Origin of the sequence: Georgenia deserti (assembly GCF_042680605.1) — a bacterium.
GTDB classification, from domain to species: Bacteria; Actinomycetota; Actinomycetes; order Actinomycetales; family Actinomycetaceae; genus Allobogoriella; species Allobogoriella deserti.
In genome coordinates this window covers 1-22,446 of record NZ_JBHUEE010000011.1, presented here as the reverse complement: position 1 = coordinate 22,446, position 22,446 = coordinate 1, and the positions used below count along the sequence as shown (strand labels likewise).

At 70.0% G+C, this 22,446-nt stretch carries 15 protein-coding genes and 1 pseudogene; 11 read left to right on the top strand and 5 right to left on the bottom strand.

The annotated features are described in order from the left end of the window. Window positions 1–149 precede the first annotated feature (149 nt). A complete protein-coding gene (locus tag ACFSE6_RS17090; protein WP_388010107.1) occupies window positions 150–908 on the top strand; it encodes a LytR/AlgR family response regulator transcription factor in 759 nt (252 codons plus the stop codon). Between the two features lie 27 nt (window positions 909–935). Here ACFSE6_RS17090 and ACFSE6_RS17085 read toward each other — a convergent pair whose 3' ends face one another. After that, window positions 936–2,468, bottom strand: coding sequence for a SulP family inorganic anion transporter (locus ACFSE6_RS17085; RefSeq protein ID WP_388010433.1), 1,533 nt, complete (start codon window positions 2,466–2,468; stop codon window positions 936–938). 219 nt (window positions 2,469–2,687) lie between these two features. Between ACFSE6_RS17085 and ACFSE6_RS17080 the strand changes: the two genes are divergently transcribed. Continuing rightward, on the top strand, window positions 2,688–3,071 hold the full coding sequence (locus tag ACFSE6_RS17080) for a MerR family transcriptional regulator (protein WP_388010104.1): 384 nt from the start codon (window positions 2,688–2,690) through the stop codon (window positions 3,069–3,071). Between the two features lie 36 nt (window positions 3,072–3,107). On the opposite strand, the gene ACFSE6_RS17075 is transcribed toward ACFSE6_RS17080, so the two are convergent. Beyond that, a complete protein-coding gene (locus ACFSE6_RS17075) occupies window positions 3,108–4,313 on the bottom strand; it encodes an MFS transporter (protein ID WP_388010101.1) in 1,206 nt (401 codons plus the stop codon). A gap of 99 nt (window positions 4,314–4,412) precedes the next feature. On the opposite strand from ACFSE6_RS17075, the gene ACFSE6_RS17070 reads away from it, so the two are divergent. Beyond that, the gene (locus tag ACFSE6_RS17070) at window positions 4,413–4,838 is read left to right on the top strand and encodes a PPOX class F420-dependent oxidoreductase (protein ID WP_388010098.1); all 426 of its coding nucleotides are present in this window, start codon (window positions 4,413–4,415) and stop codon (window positions 4,836–4,838) included. A gap of 139 nt (window positions 4,839–4,977) precedes the next feature. Here ACFSE6_RS17070 and ACFSE6_RS17065 read toward each other — a convergent pair whose 3' ends face one another. Continuing rightward, entirely contained in the window at window positions 4,978–8,178 is a 3,201-nt protein-coding gene (locus ACFSE6_RS17065; RefSeq protein WP_388010095.1) for an SNF2-related protein, read from the bottom strand. Between the two features lie 324 nt (window positions 8,179–8,502). Then, window positions 8,503–11,547 (bottom strand): alpha-mannosidase, encoded by a 3,045-nt coding sequence (locus ACFSE6_RS17060; protein ID WP_388010092.1) that lies wholly within the window; start codon window positions 11,545–11,547, stop codon window positions 8,503–8,505. Window positions 11,548–11,796: 249 nt separating this feature from the next. Here ACFSE6_RS17060 and ACFSE6_RS17055 point away from each other — a divergent pair, with 249 nt between their 5' ends. Beyond that, window positions 11,797–12,471, top strand: a complete 675-nt coding sequence (locus ACFSE6_RS17055) for a sortase (protein ID WP_388010089.1) — start codon at window positions 11,797–11,799, stop codon at window positions 12,469–12,471. 4 nt (window positions 12,472–12,475) lie between these two features. On the opposite strand, the gene ACFSE6_RS17050 is transcribed toward ACFSE6_RS17055, so the two are convergent. Next, a complete protein-coding gene (locus ACFSE6_RS17050) occupies window positions 12,476–14,020 on the bottom strand; it encodes an ATP-dependent DNA ligase (protein ID WP_388010086.1) in 1,545 nt (514 codons plus the stop codon). A 149-nt stretch (window positions 14,021–14,169) separates the two neighbouring features. On the opposite strand from ACFSE6_RS17050, the gene ACFSE6_RS17045 reads away from it, so the two are divergent. The 7 genes and pseudogenes from ACFSE6_RS17045 to ACFSE6_RS17015 form a co-directional block, all read left to right on the top strand. Beyond that, complete coding sequence (locus ACFSE6_RS17045; protein WP_388010083.1) at window positions 14,170–15,120, top strand: DNA-3-methyladenine glycosylase family protein; 951 nt, start codon at window positions 14,170–14,172, stop codon at window positions 15,118–15,120. 139 nt (window positions 15,121–15,259) lie between these two features. After that, window positions 15,260–16,804, top strand: a complete 1,545-nt coding sequence (locus ACFSE6_RS17040) for a sugar ABC transporter ATP-binding protein (protein ID WP_388010080.1) — start codon at window positions 15,260–15,262, stop codon at window positions 16,802–16,804. After that, a complete protein-coding gene (locus ACFSE6_RS17035) occupies window positions 16,801–17,829 on the top strand; it encodes an ABC transporter permease (protein ID WP_388010077.1) in 1,029 nt (342 codons plus the stop codon). Before ACFSE6_RS17040 ends, ACFSE6_RS17035 begins: the two co-directional genes overlap by 4 nt. A gap of 17 nt (window positions 17,830–17,846) precedes the next feature. After that, a complete protein-coding gene (locus ACFSE6_RS17030) occupies window positions 17,847–18,887 on the top strand; it encodes a substrate-binding domain-containing protein (protein WP_388010074.1) in 1,041 nt (346 codons plus the stop codon). A gap of 74 nt (window positions 18,888–18,961) precedes the next feature. Further along, the gene (locus ACFSE6_RS17025) at window positions 18,962–21,388 is read left to right on the top strand and encodes a glycoside hydrolase family 172 protein (RefSeq protein WP_388010071.1); all 2,427 of its coding nucleotides are present in this window, start codon (window positions 18,962–18,964) and stop codon (window positions 21,386–21,388) included. 322 nt (window positions 21,389–21,710) lie between these two features. Next, complete coding sequence (locus tag ACFSE6_RS17020; RefSeq protein ID WP_388010068.1) at window positions 21,711–21,929, top strand: hypothetical protein; 219 nt, start codon at window positions 21,711–21,713, stop codon at window positions 21,927–21,929. 256 nt (window positions 21,930–22,185) lie between these two features. Then, window positions 22,186–22,446 (top strand): annotated as a pseudogene (locus tag ACFSE6_RS17015) (hypothetical protein); the annotation flags it as partial.

Here is a 22,446-nt window from a genome sequence, read left to right as displayed (position 1 = left end):
CTGTGCCGATTGGTCATTCATGTGCGCCCGGACCCGACCGGCAGATCTTTGACGAGTGGGCACATGGTTGACGAGTGGGCACGTGGTTGACGAGTGGCGGCGGCCGCGCGGGGGAGCGGGTGGGGAACGCGCGCCAGTACGCTGTGCGAATGCGCCCCCGCGCCCTGATCGTCGACGACGAAGCCCCGGCCAGGGAGGAACTGCGCTACCTGCTCGAGGAGGTCGGCCAGGTCCAGGTGGTCGGCGAGGCGACGAACGGGGAGGAGGCCCTCCTTCTCCTGCGCTCACTCGACTACGACCTGGTCCTGCTCGACGTCCGGATGCCGGGCGGGAGCGGGCTGGACGTGGCGGCCGCACTGCAGGAACACCCGCACCGACCGAAGGTCATCTTCACCACCGCCTATCCGGATCACGCCGTCGAGGCGTTCGACCTGTCCGCGGCCGACTACCTCGTCAAGCCGTTCGATGCCGACCGGCTCCGCCGCGCGCTCGACCGCGCCCTGACCGGGGGCGCGGAGCGCGCAGAGGCGGGGGAGCGGGCACCGGAGGCACGTGCCGGTGTATCCGAGGTCGAACCACTGGTCCGCATCCCGGTGCAGAAGGACGGGCGGACCGTGCTCGTCGACGGTGCATCGATCGTCTACGCCGCCGCGGACCGGGGGTACACCTCGCTCAAGCTCGCCGACGAACGACTGCTCGTCTCGTTCTCCCTCAACGAGTTGGAGAGGCGCCTGCGCGGACACTTCTTCCGCACCCACCGCGCCTACCTGGTGAACCTCGACCACGTGCGCGAGATGGTCCCCGACTTCCGCGGCGCGTTGGTTCTTGTGATGAACGACCGTCAGCGCAGCCGGGTCGAGGTCTCGCGTCGGCACGCCCGGGAGCTGCGGCGGCGATTCGGCATGTGATCGCGCGGCGACCAACCCGCCGCCGGTCTAGTGCCCGGCGGACAGGTGGCCGGCGAGGCGCTCGTGCCGCGCCGCGCTGGCATCGTTCAAGCCGGTGATGGTGACCTTCTTGGCCTTGGCGGCGTACTTCGTCGTGATCGCGTCCAGGGCGGCGACCGTGGAGGCGTCCCAGATGTGTGAGTCGGACATGTCGATGACGACGTTCTCCGGGTCTCCGGCATAGTCGAACTGGTACACGAGATCGTTCGAGCTGGCGAAGAACAGCTCACCGATCACCTTGTACACCCGCGTGTTCTCGTCCGGGTGCGCCACGTCGACGACCTGCGTGAAGTGCGCGACGCGCCGGGCGAACATCAGCGCCGCGACGATGACGCCGGTGATGACGCCGTACGCGAGGTTGTGGGTGGCGACCGTGACCACCACAGTCACCAGCATCACGGTGGTTTCCGACTTGGGCATCCGGCGCAGGGTCGACGGCTGCACGGAGTGCCAGTCGAAGGTGGCGACGGAGACCATGATCATCACCGCGACGAGCGCGGCCATCGGGATCAGGCCGACGATGTCGCCGAGCGCCACGACCAGGATCAGCAGGAAGACGCCGGCGAGGAAGGTCGATATCCGCGTGCGGGACCCGGCCGACTTCACATTGATCATGGTCTGCCCGATCATGGCGCAGCCGCCCATGCCGCCGAAGAAGCCGGTGATGATGTTGGCAGCGCCCTGGCCCCAGGCCTCACGCGTCTTGTCGGAGTGAGTATCGGTGATGTCGTCGACGAGCTTGGCCGTCATCAGGGACTCCATGAGCCCGACCAGCGCGATACCGATGGCGTAGGGCGCGACGATCTCCAGCGTCTCGAGCGACAGCGGTACGTCCGGGACCAGGAGCGTGGGCAGCGAGTCCGGAAGCGCACCCTCGCCGCTGACGTTCGGCGCAGCGATGCCGAAGGCGACGGTGACCGTGGTCAGACCGACGATGGCGACGAGCGGCGCGGGGACCACGGTGGTCAGGCGCGGGAAGAGAACGATGATGGCGAGGCCCGCAGCGACCAGGACGTAGACGTACCACGGCACGCCGAACAGGTGCGGCAGCTGAGCGATGAAGATGAGGATCGCCAGCGCGTTGACGAAGCCGACCATGACCGAGCGCGGGATGAACCGCATCATCTTGGCGACCCCGAGCAGACCGAGAACCACCTGGATGACGCCGCCCAGGATGACGGCGGCGATGATGTACTCCAGCCCGCGCTCGGGACCGTACAGCGGCACGAGCGGGGAGATGACCAGGGCGGTCGCCGCGGTCGCGGCCGAGATCATGGCGCGCCGGCCGCCGAAGATGGAGATCGCGACGGCCATCGTGAACGACGCGAAGAGCCCGACCCGGGGGTCGACGCCGGCGATCAGTGAGAAAGAGATGGCCTCGGGGATCAACGCCAGCGCGACGACGAGGCCGCCGAGGACCTCGGTGCGCAGCCGGCGCGGATCACCGAGGGCGGCGCGGACGGAACCGGCATCGTCCCGGTCCTGCTTGCTGCGGCGTTCCGGTGCGGGGTCGGGGCGCAAAGCATCGATGAGCGGCACACGGCCTCCAGGTCGGTGGGCGCGCCGAGCGCCCGATGGTCTGTCATGGTCGGGGGCGGCGCGTCATCACACCTGGCAGTGGCGATCCGACTCGCGGGCCGGGGCGGCGTCGCCAGCAGCAACCTTAACGTAACGGAAGAGTGCTGTCTCGGTGACCCTGCTCTCGGGCCGCCGGGTTAGGCTCGCTCCGGAGGAGGCCCGATGAGAGAGCGCATGCAGATCGGCGAGGTGGCCGAACGTACGGGCCTGTCGCTGCGGACGATCCGCTACTACGGCGAGGTGGGCCTGGTGACGCCGTCGAGCCGGACCGAGGGCGGATTCCGCCTGTTCACCGAGCGCGACGTCGAACGTCTCGAACTGGTCAAGCAGATGAAGCCGCTCGACTTCACGGTCGAAGAGATGCGAGAGGTCCTCTCCGTCCTGGACCGCCTGGCCGCGGCTGACCTGTCCGACGACGAGCGCCACGAGCTCCTCGAGGCGCTTGCCCGCGTCCGGACGACGGCGGACGAGCGCCGGACGAAGTTGCGTGCCAAGGTGCGGGCTGCGGAATCCTTCGTGGCCCGACTGGACGCGGCCGTGAGCTGAACGACCCCGTCCCCGGGCCCGGTCGAGGGTGCCCGGTCAGCGCGCGTCGCGCTCGGCTGCGGTCTTCGACGAGTCTCGCCCGTGCACCGCGTGGTACAAGCCTGCCGAGGCGAGGACCACGACAGCGAGCAGGCCGTAGGTGTTCCGGTAACCCACCGCCGTGACGGCGAACCCCAGCAGGGCCGGACCGAACCCGGTGCCGATGTCGACGGCGAGGTAGTAGGTCGAGACCGCGCTGCCGAGCCGTGCGGGTGAGACGAGTGCGACGGCGATTGCCTGCGAGGAGGAGAGGATGGTGCCCCAGCCGAACCCCACGAAGGCCGCGGAGACGATGACCATGATGTCGTTCGAGGCGAACGCCAGCGCCGCGAACCCGACCGCCAGCGAGGCGATAGCCGGGAAGAGCACTACGTTGTCGCCACGGCGGTCCTGGATCCGGCCCACCACGAGCCGCGCAACGAACAGCACAGCCGCGAAGACGAGGAAGAACGCACCCGCTCCGACGGCGAGCCCTTCCGCATTGGCGTAGGAATCAAGGAACGTGATGATCGCCGCGTAGGCGGCGGCGATCACTCCCACGAAGACGGTGATGGGCACGACCTCGCCGGCCAGCGTGTCTCGCGGCCGGAATCGTCGTAGCCGCGCCCGTTCGGCAGTGGTGAGGCTCAGGTCGGGTGCACGCAAGCCCGTCCCGACAGCCAGACCCGCAGCGGCCAAGGCCACCGCGCCCCAGAACAGCCCCGGGTATCCGACGACATCGATGAGCGTCAGACCGAGGAACGGGCCGAGGCCGGTGGCGACCGTGTTGCTCAGGGTGAAATGGCCGGTGCCCTCGCTGCGCCGGAGCGGCGGGATGGTGCTCTGCGCGATGGTGATCGTCGCGGTGCTCGTCATGCCGAAGGCGGCGCCGTGGACGAACCGCTCGGCGAGCAGGAGGCCGAGCGACGTCGTCGGCAGGTAGCTCACCGAGGCCAACAGGAACAGCGTCATCGCCAGGACCACCGTGCGGCGGCGCCCGATCAGTTCGAGGAGATTGCCGCCGACCAACCGCGCGGCGATGGCCCCGACGATGAACATGCTGGCCGCCAGGCCCGAGAGCGCGTCACCCGCGCCGAACTCCTCGGCCGCGTACCGGGCGAGGGTGGTCATGAGCATGTAGAAGACGGTCGCCGCGCAGAGGTTCACGCCGGTGGCGAGAAGGAAGTCGCGGGTCCACAGCGGCTCCGCCGACCTCGCGCCCACTCGTCCTCCTCTGCGTCCGGTCGCCACCGTACCCGGCGCCCGACGCGCGACGGACCCACCGTCCGGAATAGACCCGGGAGCCCGTTGCTTGCCGTTGTCATGGAGCTCGCACACGCCCTCGATATCGCCGGTGCCCGATCCCAGGCCGTGGCGGTGACGATGCGCCGCGACGGCCGGCCGCAGCTGTCCAACGTCTCGCAGCACACCGATGGCGACGGCATCATTCGCGTCTCCGTCACCGCGGATCGCGCCAAGTACCACAACGTTCGCCGTGAACCCTGGGCGGCCATCCACGTCAACGGGCCCGACTTCTGGTCCTACGTCGTGCTCGAAGGGCCGGCCGAGGTGACACCACCCGCTGCCGCTCCGGACGACGACGTCGTCGAGGAGCTCGTCCGGCTCTACCGCGACCTCGCCGGTGAGCACCCGGACTGGGACGACTACCGCCGCGCCATGGTCGCCGACGACCGGGCTGTGCTGCGCGTACGACCCGAGCGGGCGTACGGCCTTCCGCCTCAGGGCTGAGTCGGCGCCGGCCGTCACCACCGACCGTCGGAGGGCGACGCCCGGGCCACGAGCGTCAGGCGGTCCGGGTGGCGGAAAGCCGGGTCAACCCGAGCCTGCTCGGCTCGACAGGCCCATCGGACCTCGAGAGGCCGACCCTTCAGTCCACGAAGAGCCGTCGGATGTCCTCGGCCTCGATGGCCGCAGACCCGGTGCCGTCACCGTCGATGACCTGAGCGAACAACTCGGCCTTGCGTGCCTTGAGCTCCATCACCTTCTGCTCGATCGTGTCCGCCGCGACGAGGCGGTACACGTGGACACTGCGGTCCTGCCCGATGCGGTGCGCCCGGTCGACCGCCTGAGCCTCGGCCGCGGGGTTCCACCACGGATCGAGCACGAACACGTAGTCCGCCTCGGTCAACGTCAACCCTGATCCGCCGGCCTTGAGACTGATGAGAAACACCGGTGCCGCGCCGGACCGGAACTCCTCGATCACCCTGGCACGCTCGCGCGTGGAACCGTCGAGGTAGGTCGAGGTGATACCGGCCCTGTCGAGCCCGGCCCGGACCCGCTCGAGATACGAGGTGAACTGGCTGAACACCAGCGCGCGGTGTCCTTCGGCGGTGATCTCTGCCAGGTGCTCGAGCAGGACGTCGAGCTTGGCCGACCCGGCGGCCTCGTCCTCGCCGATGAGCGCTGGGTCGAGCGCGAGCTGACGGAGTTTGGTCAGTGCGCTGAAGATCGCCACCCGGTTGCGGTCGAAGTCGGCCACCAACCCGAGGATGCGTTGCCGCTCCTTCGCGAGCCACGCGTCGTAAAGCTTGCGGTGCTTGGGCGTGAGCGTGACGTCGAGGATCTGTTCCTGCTTCGGCGGGAGGTCGGCCGCGACCAGCTCCTTGGTGCGCCGCAGCATAAACGGGCGTATGCGCCTGCGGAACCGCTCCAGAACCCGTGCGTCGCCGTCGCGCTCGACCGGCTTGACCACCTCGTCAGCGAACTGCCGTGGCCACGGGTACAGCCCTGGGACGGTGAGCGAGAGCAGCGACCACAGCTCCATCAGCCGGTTCTCGAACGGCGTCCCGGTCATCGCCAGTCGGAAGTCCGCCTCGACCCTGCGCACGGCCGCGTACGTCTTGCCCTGATGGTTCTTGACCTGCTGCGCCTCGTCGAGGATCAGTCCCGCCCAGCCGAGGGCGGCGTAAGCGTCCTGCCCCAGACGCAGCAGGGTGTAGGTGGTGAGGACGACGTCGGACTCGGCTGCGATCGCCGCGACGTCGTCGGTGCGTCGCCGCACCACGCCGACCCGCAGGCCCGGCGCGTGCCGCTCGGCCTCGTGTTCCCATGCGGTGACCACACTGGTGGGTGCGACGACGAGGAACGGCAACTCGCTTCCGGCACTGCGTGCGTGCTGGATGAGCGCGAGCACCTGCAGCGTCTTTCCGAGTCCCATATCGTCGGCGAGGATGCCGCCGAGCCCGTGCTGATGGAGGAACGCCAGCCACCAGAAGCCCTCCTGCTGGTAGCTGCGCAGCTCGCTGGCCAGCCCGACCGGTTCCGGACGGGGGATCTCGGTCAGGTCGCGCAGCGCCCGCGCACGCTCCACCCATTCGTTCGCCTGGCGGGAGACGACGCCGACCTCGGCCAGTTCCGCCCATACGCCGAGGTCGTGCTTGCCCACGCGCAGCCGGTCCCCGTCCCGGTCCTGCAGCTGCGAGGCCGCCTCGACCACCTCGCGCAGCCCGGTGAACTCGGGAATGTCCGTCGGCATATACAGTCCGCTCGGCAGGACGACGAAGTCCTCGCCGAGAGTCAGTGCCGCCAGGACGAGCACCAACGGCACCGTCTCGCCGGCCACCGTGATGGTGACGGTGAGGTCGAGCCAGTCGGTGTAACTCGGATCGTCCTCGTCCGGCGGGGCCTCGGGATCGAGGACGTCGAAGCTGATCTCGGGTGGCTCGGTCGCCTCGCGAAAGTCCGGGCGCTGCCGTTCGCTGACCTCGACGTCGGCGAGATCCCGGAGGAACGGGAGGTCATGGATGGCGAATGAGAGCGCGTCGCCGCCGCGGACCGAGGAGCGGCTGCGCAGCCCGTCCGGGACGCGTTCGAGGATCTCCTGCTCGGCCGTGTGGTCACGCACGCCGCCAAGAGGGTCGGCGCCGCCCACCGCCACCTGGCGGGACGTCCCGTACCGCCATGTCCACGCGAGCTCGGCCTCGACGGAACTCACCCACTCGACGGCTACGTGCAACGTGGGACGCAGCCGTTCCGGCACCTCGATGGAGCCGTCGGGGGAGTGGACGGCGACATGCCGGACCAGTCCGGCGAGGCGCTCGCGGAAGGCCTCGAGATCGGCCGCCGGGATATCGACCGGCCCGCCCTGCACGAGCCGGAGGGCCGCGGTGGGGACGGGCTCGGTCAGTTCGGCGATCTGCAGATGACCGGAGTCGTAGAGCGCGGCCATCTGGGGGTACGGCCCGCCGGGAAGGACCAGGCACTCGCCCTGCCACACCTCGCCGCCGACGGCGACCCCCAGCGCGAACCGCGTGCTGCCCTCCCGTGCCGTGGCGCTCGCAGCGAGCTCGACCGGATCGGGCAGCACGCTGACCGAACGAACCCCGCCCGTGGTGAGGAACTCGACGCCCGCCGCGGCCGCGGCGCGGAGCTGACGGGGGAGGTGATGACTGAAGTGACCGAGTGAGGGAGTCTCCGAACGGCCGGGCATCAGGCGCGGGTCGAGTCCGGTATGCAGGGCCTCCAGGGCCTGTTCGTGCTCGGGTGGGACCCGGCGCGCTGCCAGCGCCTCACCGAGATCGGACCAGCTCGCGCCACCCTTGATCCACTTTCCCCGGCTACCCCGACGCATGGGACGCAGGTGGAAGCTCGGCAGGGCGGAGTAGCTGTACCGGCTGGGAGGCGCCAGCGAGAACTGCAACGCGAACTCGGTCGGAGCCACCGGCGTGTGTTGGTCCGCCAACTCGGTGGCGAGGGCGTCGAGCTGGCGCTGCCACGCCGGGGCGGCCGCGGTGCCGACGAACGACTGCCGCAGTACAAGGGCAAGGGCGGCGCCGTGCTTGCACTGGTTCCCCACCGGGCAGCTGCAGACGCTCGCCACCCATTCCTCGGCCGTGCTCCTGCCGGACGGTCTGTTCGCCGGCGTCCCGACGTCGGCATGGAACTCGACGTGGTACGGCGTCACATCGGTGCCTTGGATCGACGCCGTGGCGGTGACCGCGTCCTTTCGGAGATCATGGATGGTCGGGCGACCGCGGACGCGGGAGACGTACCCGCGGGCGCGGGTCAACGTCCGGGAGTCGAAGTGACGGGCGAGCATGTCGTCCGTCAGCGCCGCGAGAACGTTCATGACTGCCTCATCGTGGCACGCCGGTCCGACACCAGTCGGCGGCCTGTGGACATGGTGTCACCGGAACCCGTGCGGTGCGTGGGCGGGTGCGCCGGGGCGGGGCGTCGCGCGCCGCTCGGCGTCCTGGCTGCCGGGGGCGGCCTCGGCGATCTGGCCACCGTCAGCGAGTGACTTCGTGCCTTGCCCGGGCTCGACCGCCTCCCACTCGCCGCGAGGGCGGGCGTCGTGGTCGTCCGGCCCGAGTCCACGCCCGGGTGACGAACGAGGTTGCAGAATCCGTCGACTTTTCGACGGATTCTGCAACCTCGTTGCCTGCGGAGCTGGTCAGGCGCGGGCGAGCCGCAGCGTGCGAACCTCGAACGGTTCCAGTGCGAGTTCGAGCGTCCCGTCCTCGACCGGGAGATCGGCGCCGTCGAGGTCGTCCTCGATGAGGCTGACCGTGCGGGCGGCGGAGACCGGGACGCCGACGGCGAGAGTGCCGGTGGCCCGGGCCCCGAGCGCCTCGTACACGCGCACCACCAGGTCACCGGAACGGTCGTCCGCCAGCTTGACGGAGGAGATCACCAGTTCGCCCGGACCGGAATCGGGCCGGAGCTTGACGAGCGGATCGAAGCCGTGCCCGCCCGTGACCCTCCGCTCCGCGAGGTTCATTTCAAGACCCGCCCGGGTGGCGTCGGCCACGTCGGCTCCGACGACGAGACCGTACGTGACCGTCTGGGTGCCCTGGTCCGTCTCCGGGTCGGGGAACCGCGGGGCCCGCAGGAGGGAGAGCCGGACCGTGGTGCTGACCCTGGTGTCGTGGCCGGTGTCGTCCACGTCGCGGGTGACGTCGTACCCGTACACCGAGTCGTTGACCAGCGCGACGCCGAAGCCCGGCTCCTCGGCGAGGACGTAACGATGCATCGACGTCTCGAACTTCGCCGCCTCCCACGAGGTGTTCGTGTGGGTGACCCGCTTCTGGTGGCCGAACTGGGTCTCGGCCGCGGTGTGCTCGGCCCGCACGTCGAGCGGGAACGCGACCTTGAGGAACTTCTCCGCCTCGTGCCAGTCGGTGGTCTGCGCGAACCGCAGCGTGCGCGAGCCGGGCTCGAGCGAGATCACCTGCTCGAGACTCGAGTCACCGAAGGCGCGGGAGACGGTGACCGCAGCCGCGCCGTCGTCACGCACGGTGGCGGAGATCCCGGTGACCTCACGCAGGTCCGTGACGTTGTTCCGGTAGAAGCTGTCCACGTCCCAGGCGTCCCACTTGTTCGGGAAGTCCTGGTGCAGCTGGAGGACACCGGCCTCCCGGCCCGGAGCGATCGCGTCCCGGCCGCTGATGCGGTCGACGGCGGACGTCACGTGCCCCTCGCGCGAGATCGTGATCGTCACGAAGCCGTTGTCCAGCACGTAACCGGCATCGGTCTCCTGCAGGTGCACAGGGGTGGGCTCGGGCAGGTCCGTCGCCGGCCGGGCGGAGAGCCCGTTCACGCCGCCGCGCGCCACCGGCGCCGGGTTGGCCCGGATCTCCTGCTCACCCTCACCGACCAGCGCGGCGAGGGCACGCGCGATGACGGCCTCGGTACGGGAGCGGATCTCTTCGTAGACGGCCACCGCCTCGCGGTGCACCCAGGCGATCGAGGTGCCCGGCAGGATGTCGTGGAACTGGTGCAGGAGCACCCGCTGCCACAGCTCGTCGAGCTCGTCGTAGGGATAGTCGAAGCCGGCGGTCGCGGCAGCGGTGGCGCACCACGCCTCGGCCTCGATGAGCAGGTGCTCGCTGCGGCGGTTGCCCTGCTTGGTCTTGTGCTGAGAGGTCAGCGTCGCGCGGTGGAGCTCGAGGTAGAGCTCACCGGCCCACACGGGTGGTGAGGAGAGCTCCGCACGGGTGCGGGCGTAGAATTCGTCCGGGTGCTCCCACCGCACCTTCGCGCTGCCCTCGAGGTCGGCGAGCCGTTCCGCCTTGCCGACCATCTCGCGGGTGGTGCCGCCACCGCCGTCGCCCCACCCGACCGGGGCGATCGACCCGGTGGCCCGGCGGGACTCGCGGAACTGGCGGGTGGCCTTGGCGACCTCCTCGCCGGAGAGCTGCGAGTTGTAGGTGTCCATCGGTGGGAAGTGGGTGAAGACCCGGGACCCGTCGATGCCCTCCCACAGGAACGTGTGATGTGGGAAGACGTTGACCTGGTTCCAGGAGATCTTCTGGGTGAAGAACCACTCGAACCCGGCCCGGCGCATGAGCTGCGGCAGCGCGGGGGAGTAGCCGAACGAGTCCGGCAGCCACACACCCTTGGGGCGGATGCCGAACTCACGCTCGAAGAACCGCTGTCCCTGGGAGAACTGCCGCACCATCGCCTCGCCGGTCGGCATCACCGTGTCGGACTCGACCCACATGCCGCCCAACGGCAGGAAGCGGCCGGCGGCCACCGCCTCCTTGACCCGGGCGTAGACCTCCGGCCGGTGCTCCTTGATCCAGGCGTACTGCTGAGCCGAGGACATGCCGTAGACGAAGTCGTCGGTGCGGTCGATGAGATCGGTGATCGACGCGGTGGTGCGCGCGACCTTGCGGATCGTCTCGCGGATCGGCCAGAGCCAGGCGGAGTCGATGTGGGCATGGCCGACGGCGGAGATGACGTGCGCACTCGGCTCCGCCTTGGAGGCGAGCACCTCGGTCAACTCCGAGCGCGCCTGTGCCGCCGTGTCCGCGATGCGCTGCAGGTCGAGCACGTCGAGCGCATCGTCGAGGGCCTGCAGGATGCGCATGCGGCGCGGTCCGCTCGGGAGTTCTTCGACGAGTTCGACGAGGACCTCGACGTCGAGCGCGAGCGCGTGCACCTCCGGCTCGAAGACGGCCAGGTCCATCCGCCGGGTGGCGTAGATGGGCTTGGTCGAGGAGGTGCGGATATCCCCTTCCTGTGTGGGGAGGAAAGGGTGGGAGTCGAGGATGACGGGATTGGCCGCGCCCTCGAGGTACAGCTCGACGTTCTCGCCGCCGGCCGCCTGCTCGGCGATGGTGACCGTCCGGTTGCGCGGGTTCACCGACTTCACCGGCGAGCCGTCCGGGCGGTAGAGCAGGCCCTCGCACTGGAAGCCGGGCATGTTCTTGTCGAAGCCGATGTCGATGACCGCCTCGACGGTCCGTCCGGACCACTCGGCCGGAACTGTGCCGCGCAGCCGGAACCAGGTCGTTCCCCACGGTGCACCCCAGTCGGTGCCCACCTCGTAGGGCCGGTAGTCGAGGGCCAGCGCGTCGGCGGGTGGGATCGGTTCGCCGGGCAGGTCGTGCGAGCTCACCTCGAACGGCCGCGGTGTGGAGTGGACGGCGGGCCAGATGCGTTCGGTGAGGACGCGGCGTGCGCGGCCCAGGGTCAGAGTGACGTCGTCGTGCATGAGTGGAACTAACCGCTTCCGGGTCGTGGTCGTCAGAGCCGAAGGTGAGCCTACGGGGTGGCCGGATCCAGTCCGTTATGGCGCGTCGGCGTGTGGCCGTCCCGACGACGCCCCCGGTCAGGGCGTCGCGGGGCCGCGCGGCGGGGTGCGACGGCGATATTTCGTCACCAACCTTTCACTTTCGACCTCTGGCAGCACGGCGCGAGTCGGGGCATAGTGAGGAGGTCACCGGCATCATCAGGGGGACCCATGAGCCACACGCACGAGGGGCGGCCGCGCACCCGGCTGATCCTCGCGGCGTTCGTCGCCGTCGTCCTGGTCGTCGCCGCGGGGATCGCGGCGGTGGCACTGCGCAGCGAGCCGGCCGCTCGCACGAGCGCCCAGATCGATCGCCCTGTCACCACGGAGGAGACACCGTTCGAGCCCCAGGGGGACGCATCCGCTCAGACCTCGGAGTCCGAGGACGTCGTCGTCCCCGACGAGGTGAGCGAGGGCCAGACGTTCGCCACCATGCGGGTCCCGAGCTGGGGCAACGAGGAATACCCCATCAGTGAAGGCATCTCCGACCACGTGCTGGACAATCTCGGACTCGGCCGGTTCCCGACCAGCTCGATGCCGGGTGCCGAGGGCAACTTCGCCCTGGCCGGACACCGCACGCTCCACTCCAAGCCGCTCTACCGGATCAACGAGCTCGAGGTCGGCGACGAGATCATCGTGACCACGGACGAGGGCGAGTACACCTACGCCGTCAGCGAGTACGAGATCGTCACGCCCGACCAGGTCCGCGTCATCGAGGCCGACCCGCACAACCCCGGCGGGCCCGCCGTCGGTCAACTCATGACGCTGGTCGCCTGCCACCCGCTCGGGTCGACGGCGCAGCGCTGGGTCACCTACGCCGAGCTTGAGGACTTCCAGCCGGCCTGATCGCCTAGCTCGGGGCGGCGAGGGAGCGCACGGTCTGAATCGTGTCCGCCTCCGCGGCAGTCTTGTCGTCGCGGTACCGCAGCACCCGGGCGAAGCGCAGGGCGAGCCCACCGGGATATCGGGTGGACCGTTGCAGGCCGTCGAACGCGATCTCGACGACCTGTTCGGGACGGAGGTGGACCACGTGACCCTCGCGATGGGTCTCCAGTTCGAGGAACCGCTCGGTCTGCCAGGCGAGGATCTCGTCGGTCATCCCTTTGAACGTCTTGCCGAGCATGACGAACCCGTCACCGTCGCGAGCGCCGAGATGGATGTTGGAGAGCCAGCCACGGCGTCGTCCGCTGCCCCACTCGACGGCGAGCACGACGAGATCGAGGGTGTGACGCGGTTTGACCTTCACCCACGCCGATCCGCGGCGGCCGGCGTCGTAACGCGCCGAGAGGTCCTTGAGCACGATCCCTTCATGACCTCCGGCGACGAGTTCGGTGAAGAACGCCTGGATCTCCTCGGCGTCGCTCGAGGTCCGGCGGATGACCTGCAGATCCGGCGGCACCACCCGGGCGAGGGCGGCGAAGCGTTCTGCCGCGGGCGCATCGATGAGGTCGTCGCCGTCGAGATGGAGCACGTCGAAGAAGAACACCGACAGCGGGACCTCGTTGCGCAGCGCGGCACCGTCCCGGCTCATGGTGCGTGACCCGGTCTCCTGGAACGGCCGGGGACGCTGCTGTGCATCGAGAGCGACGGCCTCGCCGTCGAGGACGAAGACGTCGTTCGGCAGGGCGAGCGCCACCTCGACGACCTCCGGGACCCGGTCGGTGATGTCGTCGAGCGAGCGGGTGAAGACCGCGACGTCATCACCGCGACGGTGCACCTGTACCCGGATACCGTCGATCTTCGCGTCCGCCACGAGCTCGGTGTCCACGTCCGAGCCCGTGAGCTTGTCGATCGCCGCCGCGACGTCCGGCGCGGAGGAGGCGAGCATCGGGCGGATCGGACGGCCCGCCTCGAGGCGGAAGTCCTCGAGCGCAGCCGCGCCGCCGGACAGTGCCGCCTGGGCGATCGGGCCGGACAGCGCGCTGAACATCGCTGCGCGGCGCACCGTCGTCACGGGTACCTCTGCCGCGGCAGCGATGGCGTCCAGCAGGAGCGAGTCCAGTGCGCCCTGGCGCATTTCCCCGACGACGAGGTCGCGCAGGTAGTCCTGCTCCGGCGCCGTGGCCGAGCCGAAGAGCGAGGCGACGGCGGTCGACCGGGCGGCGTGCGACCCCTCACCGGAGAGGACCGAGATCCGCTCCAGCTCCGCGTCGACGCCGGCGGCGGTGAGCGTGGGGGAGTCGGCCGGCGGCGGCAGCTCCGCCAGGCTGCGCCAGCCGACGCCGGTGCGGCGTTGCCGTACCCGGCCGGACAGGTAGGAGGCGACGATCTCCACCTCCTCGGCCCCGCCGGCGGCAGCGGTGCGCAGCGCCTCGGCGAGCAACTCGCGCTTACGCAGGCGTGAGCGTGTCGCCGCCACAGCGGCGTGGGTCTCGACGAGGTCGGCGAGGAGCACGGTCCGATCCTGGCACGGTGCGCCCACATCGGCCGGGCGTCGGGATCGGCCGGGCGTCGGGGGTGATCGCGAGAAGCGGTGCCCCAGGCGTGCGTGTCCCCGGACCCTGTGCCCCGCGGATGTGGACGCCTCGTGCCTACCCTTGCTGCGTGCCCTCCACGACAGCGCCGGCGGCCCACGTGCCGGCGGACGCGCAACGCCGTTGGACCCCTGGGTGGCCGTTGCGCCCGGGCCCCACGCTCGGTGTGCTTCAACACGGCCCGGCCGACCCGACTGTCCGCACCGGCGCCGGCGTGTGGTGGCGGGGGCTGCGAACCCCGGAGGGAGCGGCCACCCTGCGCGTCGAGTTCGCCGGAGGCGACGTGCGGGCCGCCGCCTGGGGCGCTGGGGCCGCTTGGGCGGTCGCCCAGGTGCCCGCGCTCCTCGGTGCCGAGGACGCCACCCGATCCTTCGAACCAGGACACCATCGTGTGGTCGCGGAGCTGGCTCGCCGGTTCGCCCACCTGCGCCTCGCCCGCACCGGCATGGTCTGGGACGCACTCGTACCCGCGATCATCGAACAGAAGGTCACCGGTTCCGAGGCGTTCGCGGGCTACCGGAGGCTGGTCCGCGGTCACGGAGACCGGGCCCCCGGACCAGGCGGAGATCTGGGGCTGTGGGTGCCGCCGGCACCGGAGACGGTCGCCCGCATTCCGTCCTACGCCTGGCTCCGGCTCGGCATCAGCCCACAGCGGGCACGCACGCTCGTCTCAGCCGCGCGGGTCGCCCCCTCGCTGGAGCGGGCTGCGGATGCCGACTCCCGCGAGGCGGACCGGCGGCTGCGGTCGTTGCCCGGGATCGGCCCGTGGACGTCGGCCGAGACGCGGGTGCGCACCCACGGGGACGCGGACGCCGTGAGCTTCGGTGACTACAACGTCGCCCGGGACATCGGCTGGGCGCTGACCGGGCGGTTCGACGTCGACGACGACGGTCTGGCCGAGCTCCTCGAGCCGTTCCGCCCGCACCGATACCGCGTGCAACGGCTGGTCGAGCTCGCCGGACTCCGCCAACCGCGGCGCGGCCCGCGGATGCCGGCCCGGACCCATCTGCCCATCTCCTGACCTGGGCGGAACGGGACCCGACGCGCCTTGACACGCGCCGGCGAGGCTTCTACGGTTCACGCGGAAATCGATTACTACCCGGCGCGACGGCAGCGACCCGGTACGTCCGAATGCCCGATGACCTCGAAGTGGAGGCAGTGTGTCCGAGGCCGCACCACCGCGGTTACGCATGGAGGGCATCGCCAAGAGCTTCGGCGGGGTCCGAGCGCTGCGCGGTGTGGACCTCACCGTGCACGACGGCGAGGTACTAGCCCTCCTCGGGGAGAACGGCGCAGGCAAGTCGACCCTGATGAACGTGCTCTCCGGCGTCGTCGTCCCCGACGCCGGGCGCATCGTGGTCGACGGCACCGAACATCGATTCAGCTCGCCGGCGGACGCCCAGCGCGCCGGCGTCGCGATGATCCACCAGGAACTCGACCTCGTGCCCCAGGGCACGGTGGCCGGGAACATCTTCCTCGGCGACGAGCCGCGCCGCGCCATCGGCCTCGCCGACCGTTCCGCCATGCGCGAGCGGGCCGGGGCACTGCTGTCCGATCTGGGGATCGACATCGACCCCGACACCCAGGTCCAGTCGCTGCGGGTAGGCGAGCAGCAGATGGTCGCCATCGCCAAGGCGCTGCGGCTGGAGGCACGAATCCTCGTCATGGACGAACCGACGTCGGCCCTGTCCGACGCCGAGGTCCGCACCCTCTTCGCGCTGCTCCCCGTGCTGCGCCGGCAGGGCGTCGCCGTCATCTACATCTCGCACCGCCTCGACGAGATCACCGAGATCGCGGACCGCGCGACCGTGCTGCGTGACGGTGAGCACGTCGGGACCGTCGACATCGCCGGTGCCGACCCCAGTGAAGTCATCCGCCTGATGATCGGCCGGTCGGTCGAGGAGATCTTCCCGCGACGACCCGCGCCCGCTGGGGACGTCCGGCTGACGGTGCGGGGTCTGGCGGTCCCGCGCGACCCGCTCTCGCCCCGCCGGGAGCCGGCCGGCATCGACCTCGAGGTCCGCCGCGGAGAGATCCTCGGACTCGCCGGCCTCCTCGGTTCGGGGCGCACCGAACTGCTCGAGGCGCTCTACGGTCTCGCGGGCGAGAAACTCACCGGCACGGTGGAGATCGACGGCAGCCCGGTCCGCCTGACCTCCCCGCGGCGAGCGCTCCGTCTCGGCATCGGGCTGGTCCCGGAGGACCGCCGTGCCGCCGGGCTCGTGATGCAGCAGTCGGTCGGTGCCAACATCGTCCTCAGCGCTCTGCGTGAACTCGCCCGCCTCGGCCTGCGCCGTCGTAGCGGCGAGCGCAGCGCCGTCCGGGCCTCGATCGAGCGCCTGAGCATCAAGACCCCGACCGGCGAGGCCATCGTCGGGACGTTGTCCGGTGGCAACCAGCAGAAGGTCGTCTTCGCCCGCAACCTGCTCCGCGAACCGCGGATCCTCCTGCTCGACGAGCCCACGCGCGGAGTCGACATCGGTGCGAAGTCCGAGGTCTACCACCTGCTCGCGGACCTCACCGAGACCGGCCTCAGCGTCCTTGTCGCCTCGTCCGAGGTCGGGGAGCTCGTCGGCCTGTGCGACCGCATCGCCGTCCTGCGCGGCGGCCGCGTCGTCGACACCTTCGACCGATCCGAGGCGGACGAGGAGACCATCCTCGCCGCCGCTGCCCTGCCCACCGAGCGAGAGACGGAGGCGGTATGACTCAGACAGCGACGCCGGCGACCGAGGGGACCACCCGTCGGCGATTCGTGATCCCCGCCAAGGTCTTCGCCGTGCAGAGCTACCTGGCGCTGATCCTCGTGGTCCTCGCGGCCGTGATCTTCTCGCCGCGGCGTGGTGGCGACGTCGTCTTCCTCGCCCCGGAGAACCTGCTGAACATCATCCGGGCGACCTCGGAGATCGGGATCATCGCCATCGGGATGACGTTCGTGATCCTCGTCGGTGGCATCGACCTCTCGGTGGGCGCTGTGCTCGGTCTCGCCGCCACAGGCTCAGCCAGTCTGCTCATGGTCAATGGCTTAGGCGTCCTGCCGGCGGTGGCGATCGTGCTGGCGATCGGGCTCGCCTTCGGCGCCGTGCAGGGCTTCATCACCGCGACGTTCGGCATCCAGGCCTTCATCGTCACCCTCGCCGGCCTGCAGATCGCCCGCGGGCTGGCCCGGATCTGGTCGGGCGGGCAGGGCGTGCCCATCGCCTACGGGGACGGTCCGGGGACCGCGCCGGAGGCCTTCGCGCTGCTCAACTCACGTACGTTCAACGGCACGGTGCCGATCCCCGCACTGATCTTTCTCGCCGTCGGTGTCATCGCGGTCCTCGTGGTCCGCCACACGGTCTTCGCCCGCCACGTCTACGCCCTCGGCGGCAACGAGCGCGCGGCCCGTCTCTCGGGCATCAACACGCGCCGGGTCAAGATCGCAGTGTTCGCGATCGCCGGCCTGCTCTCCGCCCTGGCCGGCATCATCCACGCCGGCCAGCTCAATCAGGGCAGTCCGAACGACGGAATCGGCTACGAGCTGGACGCCATCGCCGCCGTCGTCATCGGGGGCACCAGTCTGATGGGCGGGATCGGGTCCATTCCCGGGACCATCGCCGGCGCGGTTCTGCTCGGCGTCCTCAACAACATCCTTGCGCTGAACAACATCGACTCCAACGTTCAGTTGCTGATCAAGGGCGTGATCATCGTCGTCGCCGCCGGTGTTCAGGCCTTCCGCCCCGGACAGAGATAGTCGAAGGAGACGCCACCATGGCACGAACCACACCGGCCACATCCGCACGACGGCGCAGCGCGGGCGTCGGCCTCCTGCTCACCGGCGCCCTTGCGCTGGCGGCGTGCGGGACCGAGTCCGACGCTCCCGGCGTCGACGACGGCGAGGGTGGCGAGGACACCGCCGCCGAGTGCGAAGGGCCCGACGGCGACTACCTCATCGGTATGAGCCAGGCCAACGTCGGGGAGCCGTACCGGCAGCAGATGGACGACGACATCCGCGCGGCCGCCGAGGACATCCCGCAGTTCGAGGTGGCCTTCGCCGACGCGGCCCAGGACAACTCCACACAGGTCAGCGACGTCGAGAACTTCCTGGCGCAGGGAATCGATCTGCTCATCATCAGCCCGAACGAGGCCGCCCCGCTGACCGCCGTCGTCGAACGTGCCTACAACGAGGGGGTGCCGGTCATCGTCCTCGACCGCAAGATCGAGGGTGACTCCTACACCCAGTTCATCGGCGCCGACAACGCGGAGATCGGTCGCGCGGCCGGCGAGTACGTGGCCGAAGAATTGCTGCCCGACGGCGGGAACGTCGTCGAGCTCAAGGGGTTGCCGGGCTCCACGCCGGCCCAGGAGCGGTCGCAGGGCTTCGCCGAGGGCATCAGCGGCAACGACGGCGTCGAGATCATCGCCGAAGGGGTCGGCAACTGGCTCCGGGCGGAGGGGCAGAGCCAGGCGGACGCGATCTACCAGGCCAACCCGGACATCGACGTCGTGTACGCCCACAACGACCCGATGGCGGAAGGGGCCTATCTCGCCGCCGAGTCCGCCGGCCGCACGGACGAGATCGACTTCATCGGCATCGACGCGCTTCCCATCCCCTCGGGCGGGATCAAGGCCGTCGAGGAGGGCCGACTGTCCGCGACCTTCGTGTACCCGACCGGCGGCCGGGAGGCGGTCGAGACGGCCGAGCAAATCCTCATCGAGTGCGCCGACGTGGAGAAGGAGCAGATCCTCGAGACCCAACTCGTGACCCAGGAGAACGCATCCGAGCTGTACACCGAACTGGGAGGGCAGTGACCTTGCCACGCATCGCCAGACGATCCCGACTGCTCGGCGCAGTCGCGTCGACGGCTGCGCTCGCGGCCACCAGCATGACTGCCGCCGCCGCACAGGCCACACCGCACGAGGACGGCCAGCCGCCCGGCGTCGGACCGGTGGGGTGGGAGACCTACCGCCACCTCGACCGACTGCCGGAACTGACGAACGGGGTGCAGACGCACCAGTTCTCCAGTTTCGACCGCACCGGCGGCAACAACGACGGCTTCGAGGGCACCTACTCATGCCTGCGTGAGGATGCTTCCGGCTGTGTCCTCGCCGAGGACGACGGCGCCGGCGAGGTGCAGTCGATCTGGTTCACCCGCGACGGCGGCAACGTCTCCGCCACCGGTGACATCCGGATCGAGCTCGACGGCGAGACGGTGCTCGAGGCTCCGCTGCAGGACGTGGTCGACGGCTCGGTGGGGGAGCCGTTCGTCCACCCGTTCGTCGCCAACGCGGATCAGTCCTCGGGCGGCGTCTACATCCGCGTGCCCATGCCGTACCGGGAGTCGATGCGCATCTCGACGTCGTCGAACCCGTTCTTCTACCACGTCTCGCACCGCACCTTCCCGACGGCGGAGGGAATCTCCACGTTCGACCCCGCCGAGGTTCCGGAGGACGTGCTGGCCGCAGCGCAGACGTGGGGCGAGGAGGACCCGAAGCCGGCCTCGGTCCGCCCGCGCACCACGGACCGCGACTTCTCCCTCGCTCCCGGCGAGCGTGTGCGACTGCTCGACACCCATGGACCTGGCGTGGTCGACGAACTGCGCCTGCGACTGCCGGAGATCATCGGCTCGCCGGTGGGTGAGACCGTCACCGATGACGGCCGCGCGTTCACCGGCTCCTCGACGTTCACCGTGGCCATCGATCCGGACAACGAGGGCGTCCAGCTCACCCGGCGGTTCGACACCATCTCGACCGACCAGCGCGCGAACGTCTACGTCGACGGCGAGCAGGTCGGCACGTGGGATCCGGTCGAGCCTTCGACGGGGTGGGTCAGCCAGACGGTGGATCTGCCGGCCTCGGTCACGGCCGGCAAGAGCGAGATCACCGTCCGCAACGAGTTCGTCTCCGCCGGTATCGACTACTCCGAGTTCCGGTACTGGGTCGACTCGGTGGTCGGTGGTGAGCCGGTCCGCACCGACGAGCTCGACGTCGGGCCCTCGGACGAGGCGCGAGCCAGTGAGGCCGAGCACGACTACGAGATCGTCGAGCAGACCTGGCAGGGGCAGCAGACCTATCAGCTGCCGCCCGACCGCTCCGACGAGGACGAGGTGATCCGTTCCGACGAGCTGCTGCAGGGGCTGCGGCTGCGGATGAGTTTCGACGGCGAGCAGACGGTCGACGCACCCGTGGGCGAGTTCTTCGGCTCCGGTCTCGGCGAGGCCGACGTCCAGTCACTGATGTATGCGATGGAGACCGGTGAGGACGGCTCGTACTACTCGTGGTGGCCCATGCCCTTCCTGCGGGGCGCCACGGTCGAGCTGGTCAACACCTCCGAGCACACCCTCTCCTCCGGTGACGCGTCGGTGACGTTCGACCGCAACCGCGGTCGGGCCGCCGGACTGAGTGACGGTGGACAGGGCTATTTCCGGGCGACGTCGCACGAGGGCGACACCGTCGACGGCGAGGACTGGGTCTTCCTGGACGTCGAGGGCACCGGCAAGTTCGTCGGGGTCAACCACACCATGGAGGGACACATCACCAGCGGGAACATCCGCAACTACCTCGAGGGTGATGAGCGTGTGTACGTCGACGGCTCGCGCACGCCGCAGATCCACGGCACCGGCTCGGAGGACTTCTACCAGGGCGGCTGGTACTTCAACCGCCAGCACTTCTCCGCACCGATGAACGGTGCGCCGGAGATGGAGACCCGCTCCTTCGGGTGCGAGTACCAGTGCGATGCGGCCTACCGGTTGATGATCGGTGACGCGGTGGCGTTCGGATCCTCCCTCCGGTTCGGGATCGAGCACGGTCCGACGGCGAACGAACCGGCGCACTACGGCTCGACCGCGTTCTGGTACGGGCACGAGGGCGACTCGACGCTCCAGGTGACCGACACGGTCGATGTGGGCTCCGCCGAGAGCGAGGCGGCGCACGACTACACCTCGGACGGTGAGGTCAGCACGCTCACGTCGACCTTCGAGGGCGACTTCGACGACGTCGATTTCACGGAGCGGGTCGAGAACGGTGCGTCGCAGGTCTCGTTCACGCTCGAGATCGAACCGGGTGCCGACGACGTCCGGCTGCGTCGCCTCGCGGACCAGAGCGAGGCCTTGCAGGCCGCACACGTGAGGGTCAACGGGCAGGACGTGGGCCTGTGGCGCCAGCCACTGGGCAACGAGACCCACCGCTGGCTGGAGGACTCCTTCGAGATCCCGACAGCCGTCACCCGGGGTGAGCGCACCATCGACGTCACGTTGACGCCGGTGGAGGACGCCGCGCCGTGGTCTGCGGCGCGCTACGACGCGCTGAGCTGACAGAGCTGACGTGGTTCGCTCGCTGACGTCGCGCGTGTGCTGACGCAGGGAGCTCACCGGGAACCCGCCCCTCCGGTCGATCGACGACCGGAGGGGCGGCCCGTTTCTCTGGACGGCCGGCCTGCTTCTCTGGGCGGCCGGCCTGTTCCCCTGGGGGCACGGGCATGGCTAGCACGGTGGGCATGAGGCGGCCCCGAAACCGTGGTCCGGTCATTCGGGCCACGGCCGGCTGGGCGGTGCGATACACAGGCGGGACCGGTGCCGTCGATGCTGGAGGCCCAACGGTGCATATCCGATCGCGAAGAAGTCTGTCGGCTGGGCGGTGGCCCTGTTCGTCGTGGGCGGGTTTCTCGTCGCCGTCGGGCCCGACCTGTACACCGCCCTCGCCGGCGCGGTGAACGCGAGTGCGGAGCCCGGCATGCGCGTCCTCAGCGTGGTGCTGACGATCGTCCGGACGGGCCTGATCCCGCTCGGGGCGGCGTTGTTCGGCGCGGCCGTCGTCATCCAGGCGCTGTCGGGGGAGCACCCGCCGCGCGAGTGAGCGCTGGTACCGGGGTACTGGCCGAGGCCCACCCGTGACCCACTTGCCTCGGTTTCCACAGGTGGGTTGAGTTGCCGTGCTGTCCACAGATTTGGCGGAATGTCGCGGAAAACCTCGACATGTCGTACGCGTGTTCGATACTGTGTGGGTAGGTCAATGGCACACGCACCGAGGCGCACGGCCTGACCCGGACGGGCGTCACCGGCCCCCCGGGGGTTCGGAGTTCTCGCCTGGTGGAGAGGAAGGGAGAGGGTCGATGACGACGACGATCGAGCCTCCCCACGAGACCGAGACCGAGACCGAGACCGATATCGGCACTGGCACCGGCACTGAGGCGGAGGCGGGGGCGGGGTTGTCGGTGGCGCAGCGGTTCGCGGTGATCATCGAGCAGTTGGCCGCGCTGGCCGAGGTCGAGGCCGGCGGCCTGGCCTCGGCGGAGATCCTCGAGGCGATCGATGCGGCCGAGCAGGCCCGCCGGCGCCTGGAAGCGGTCACGCTGGGGTTGTTCTCCGCGGCC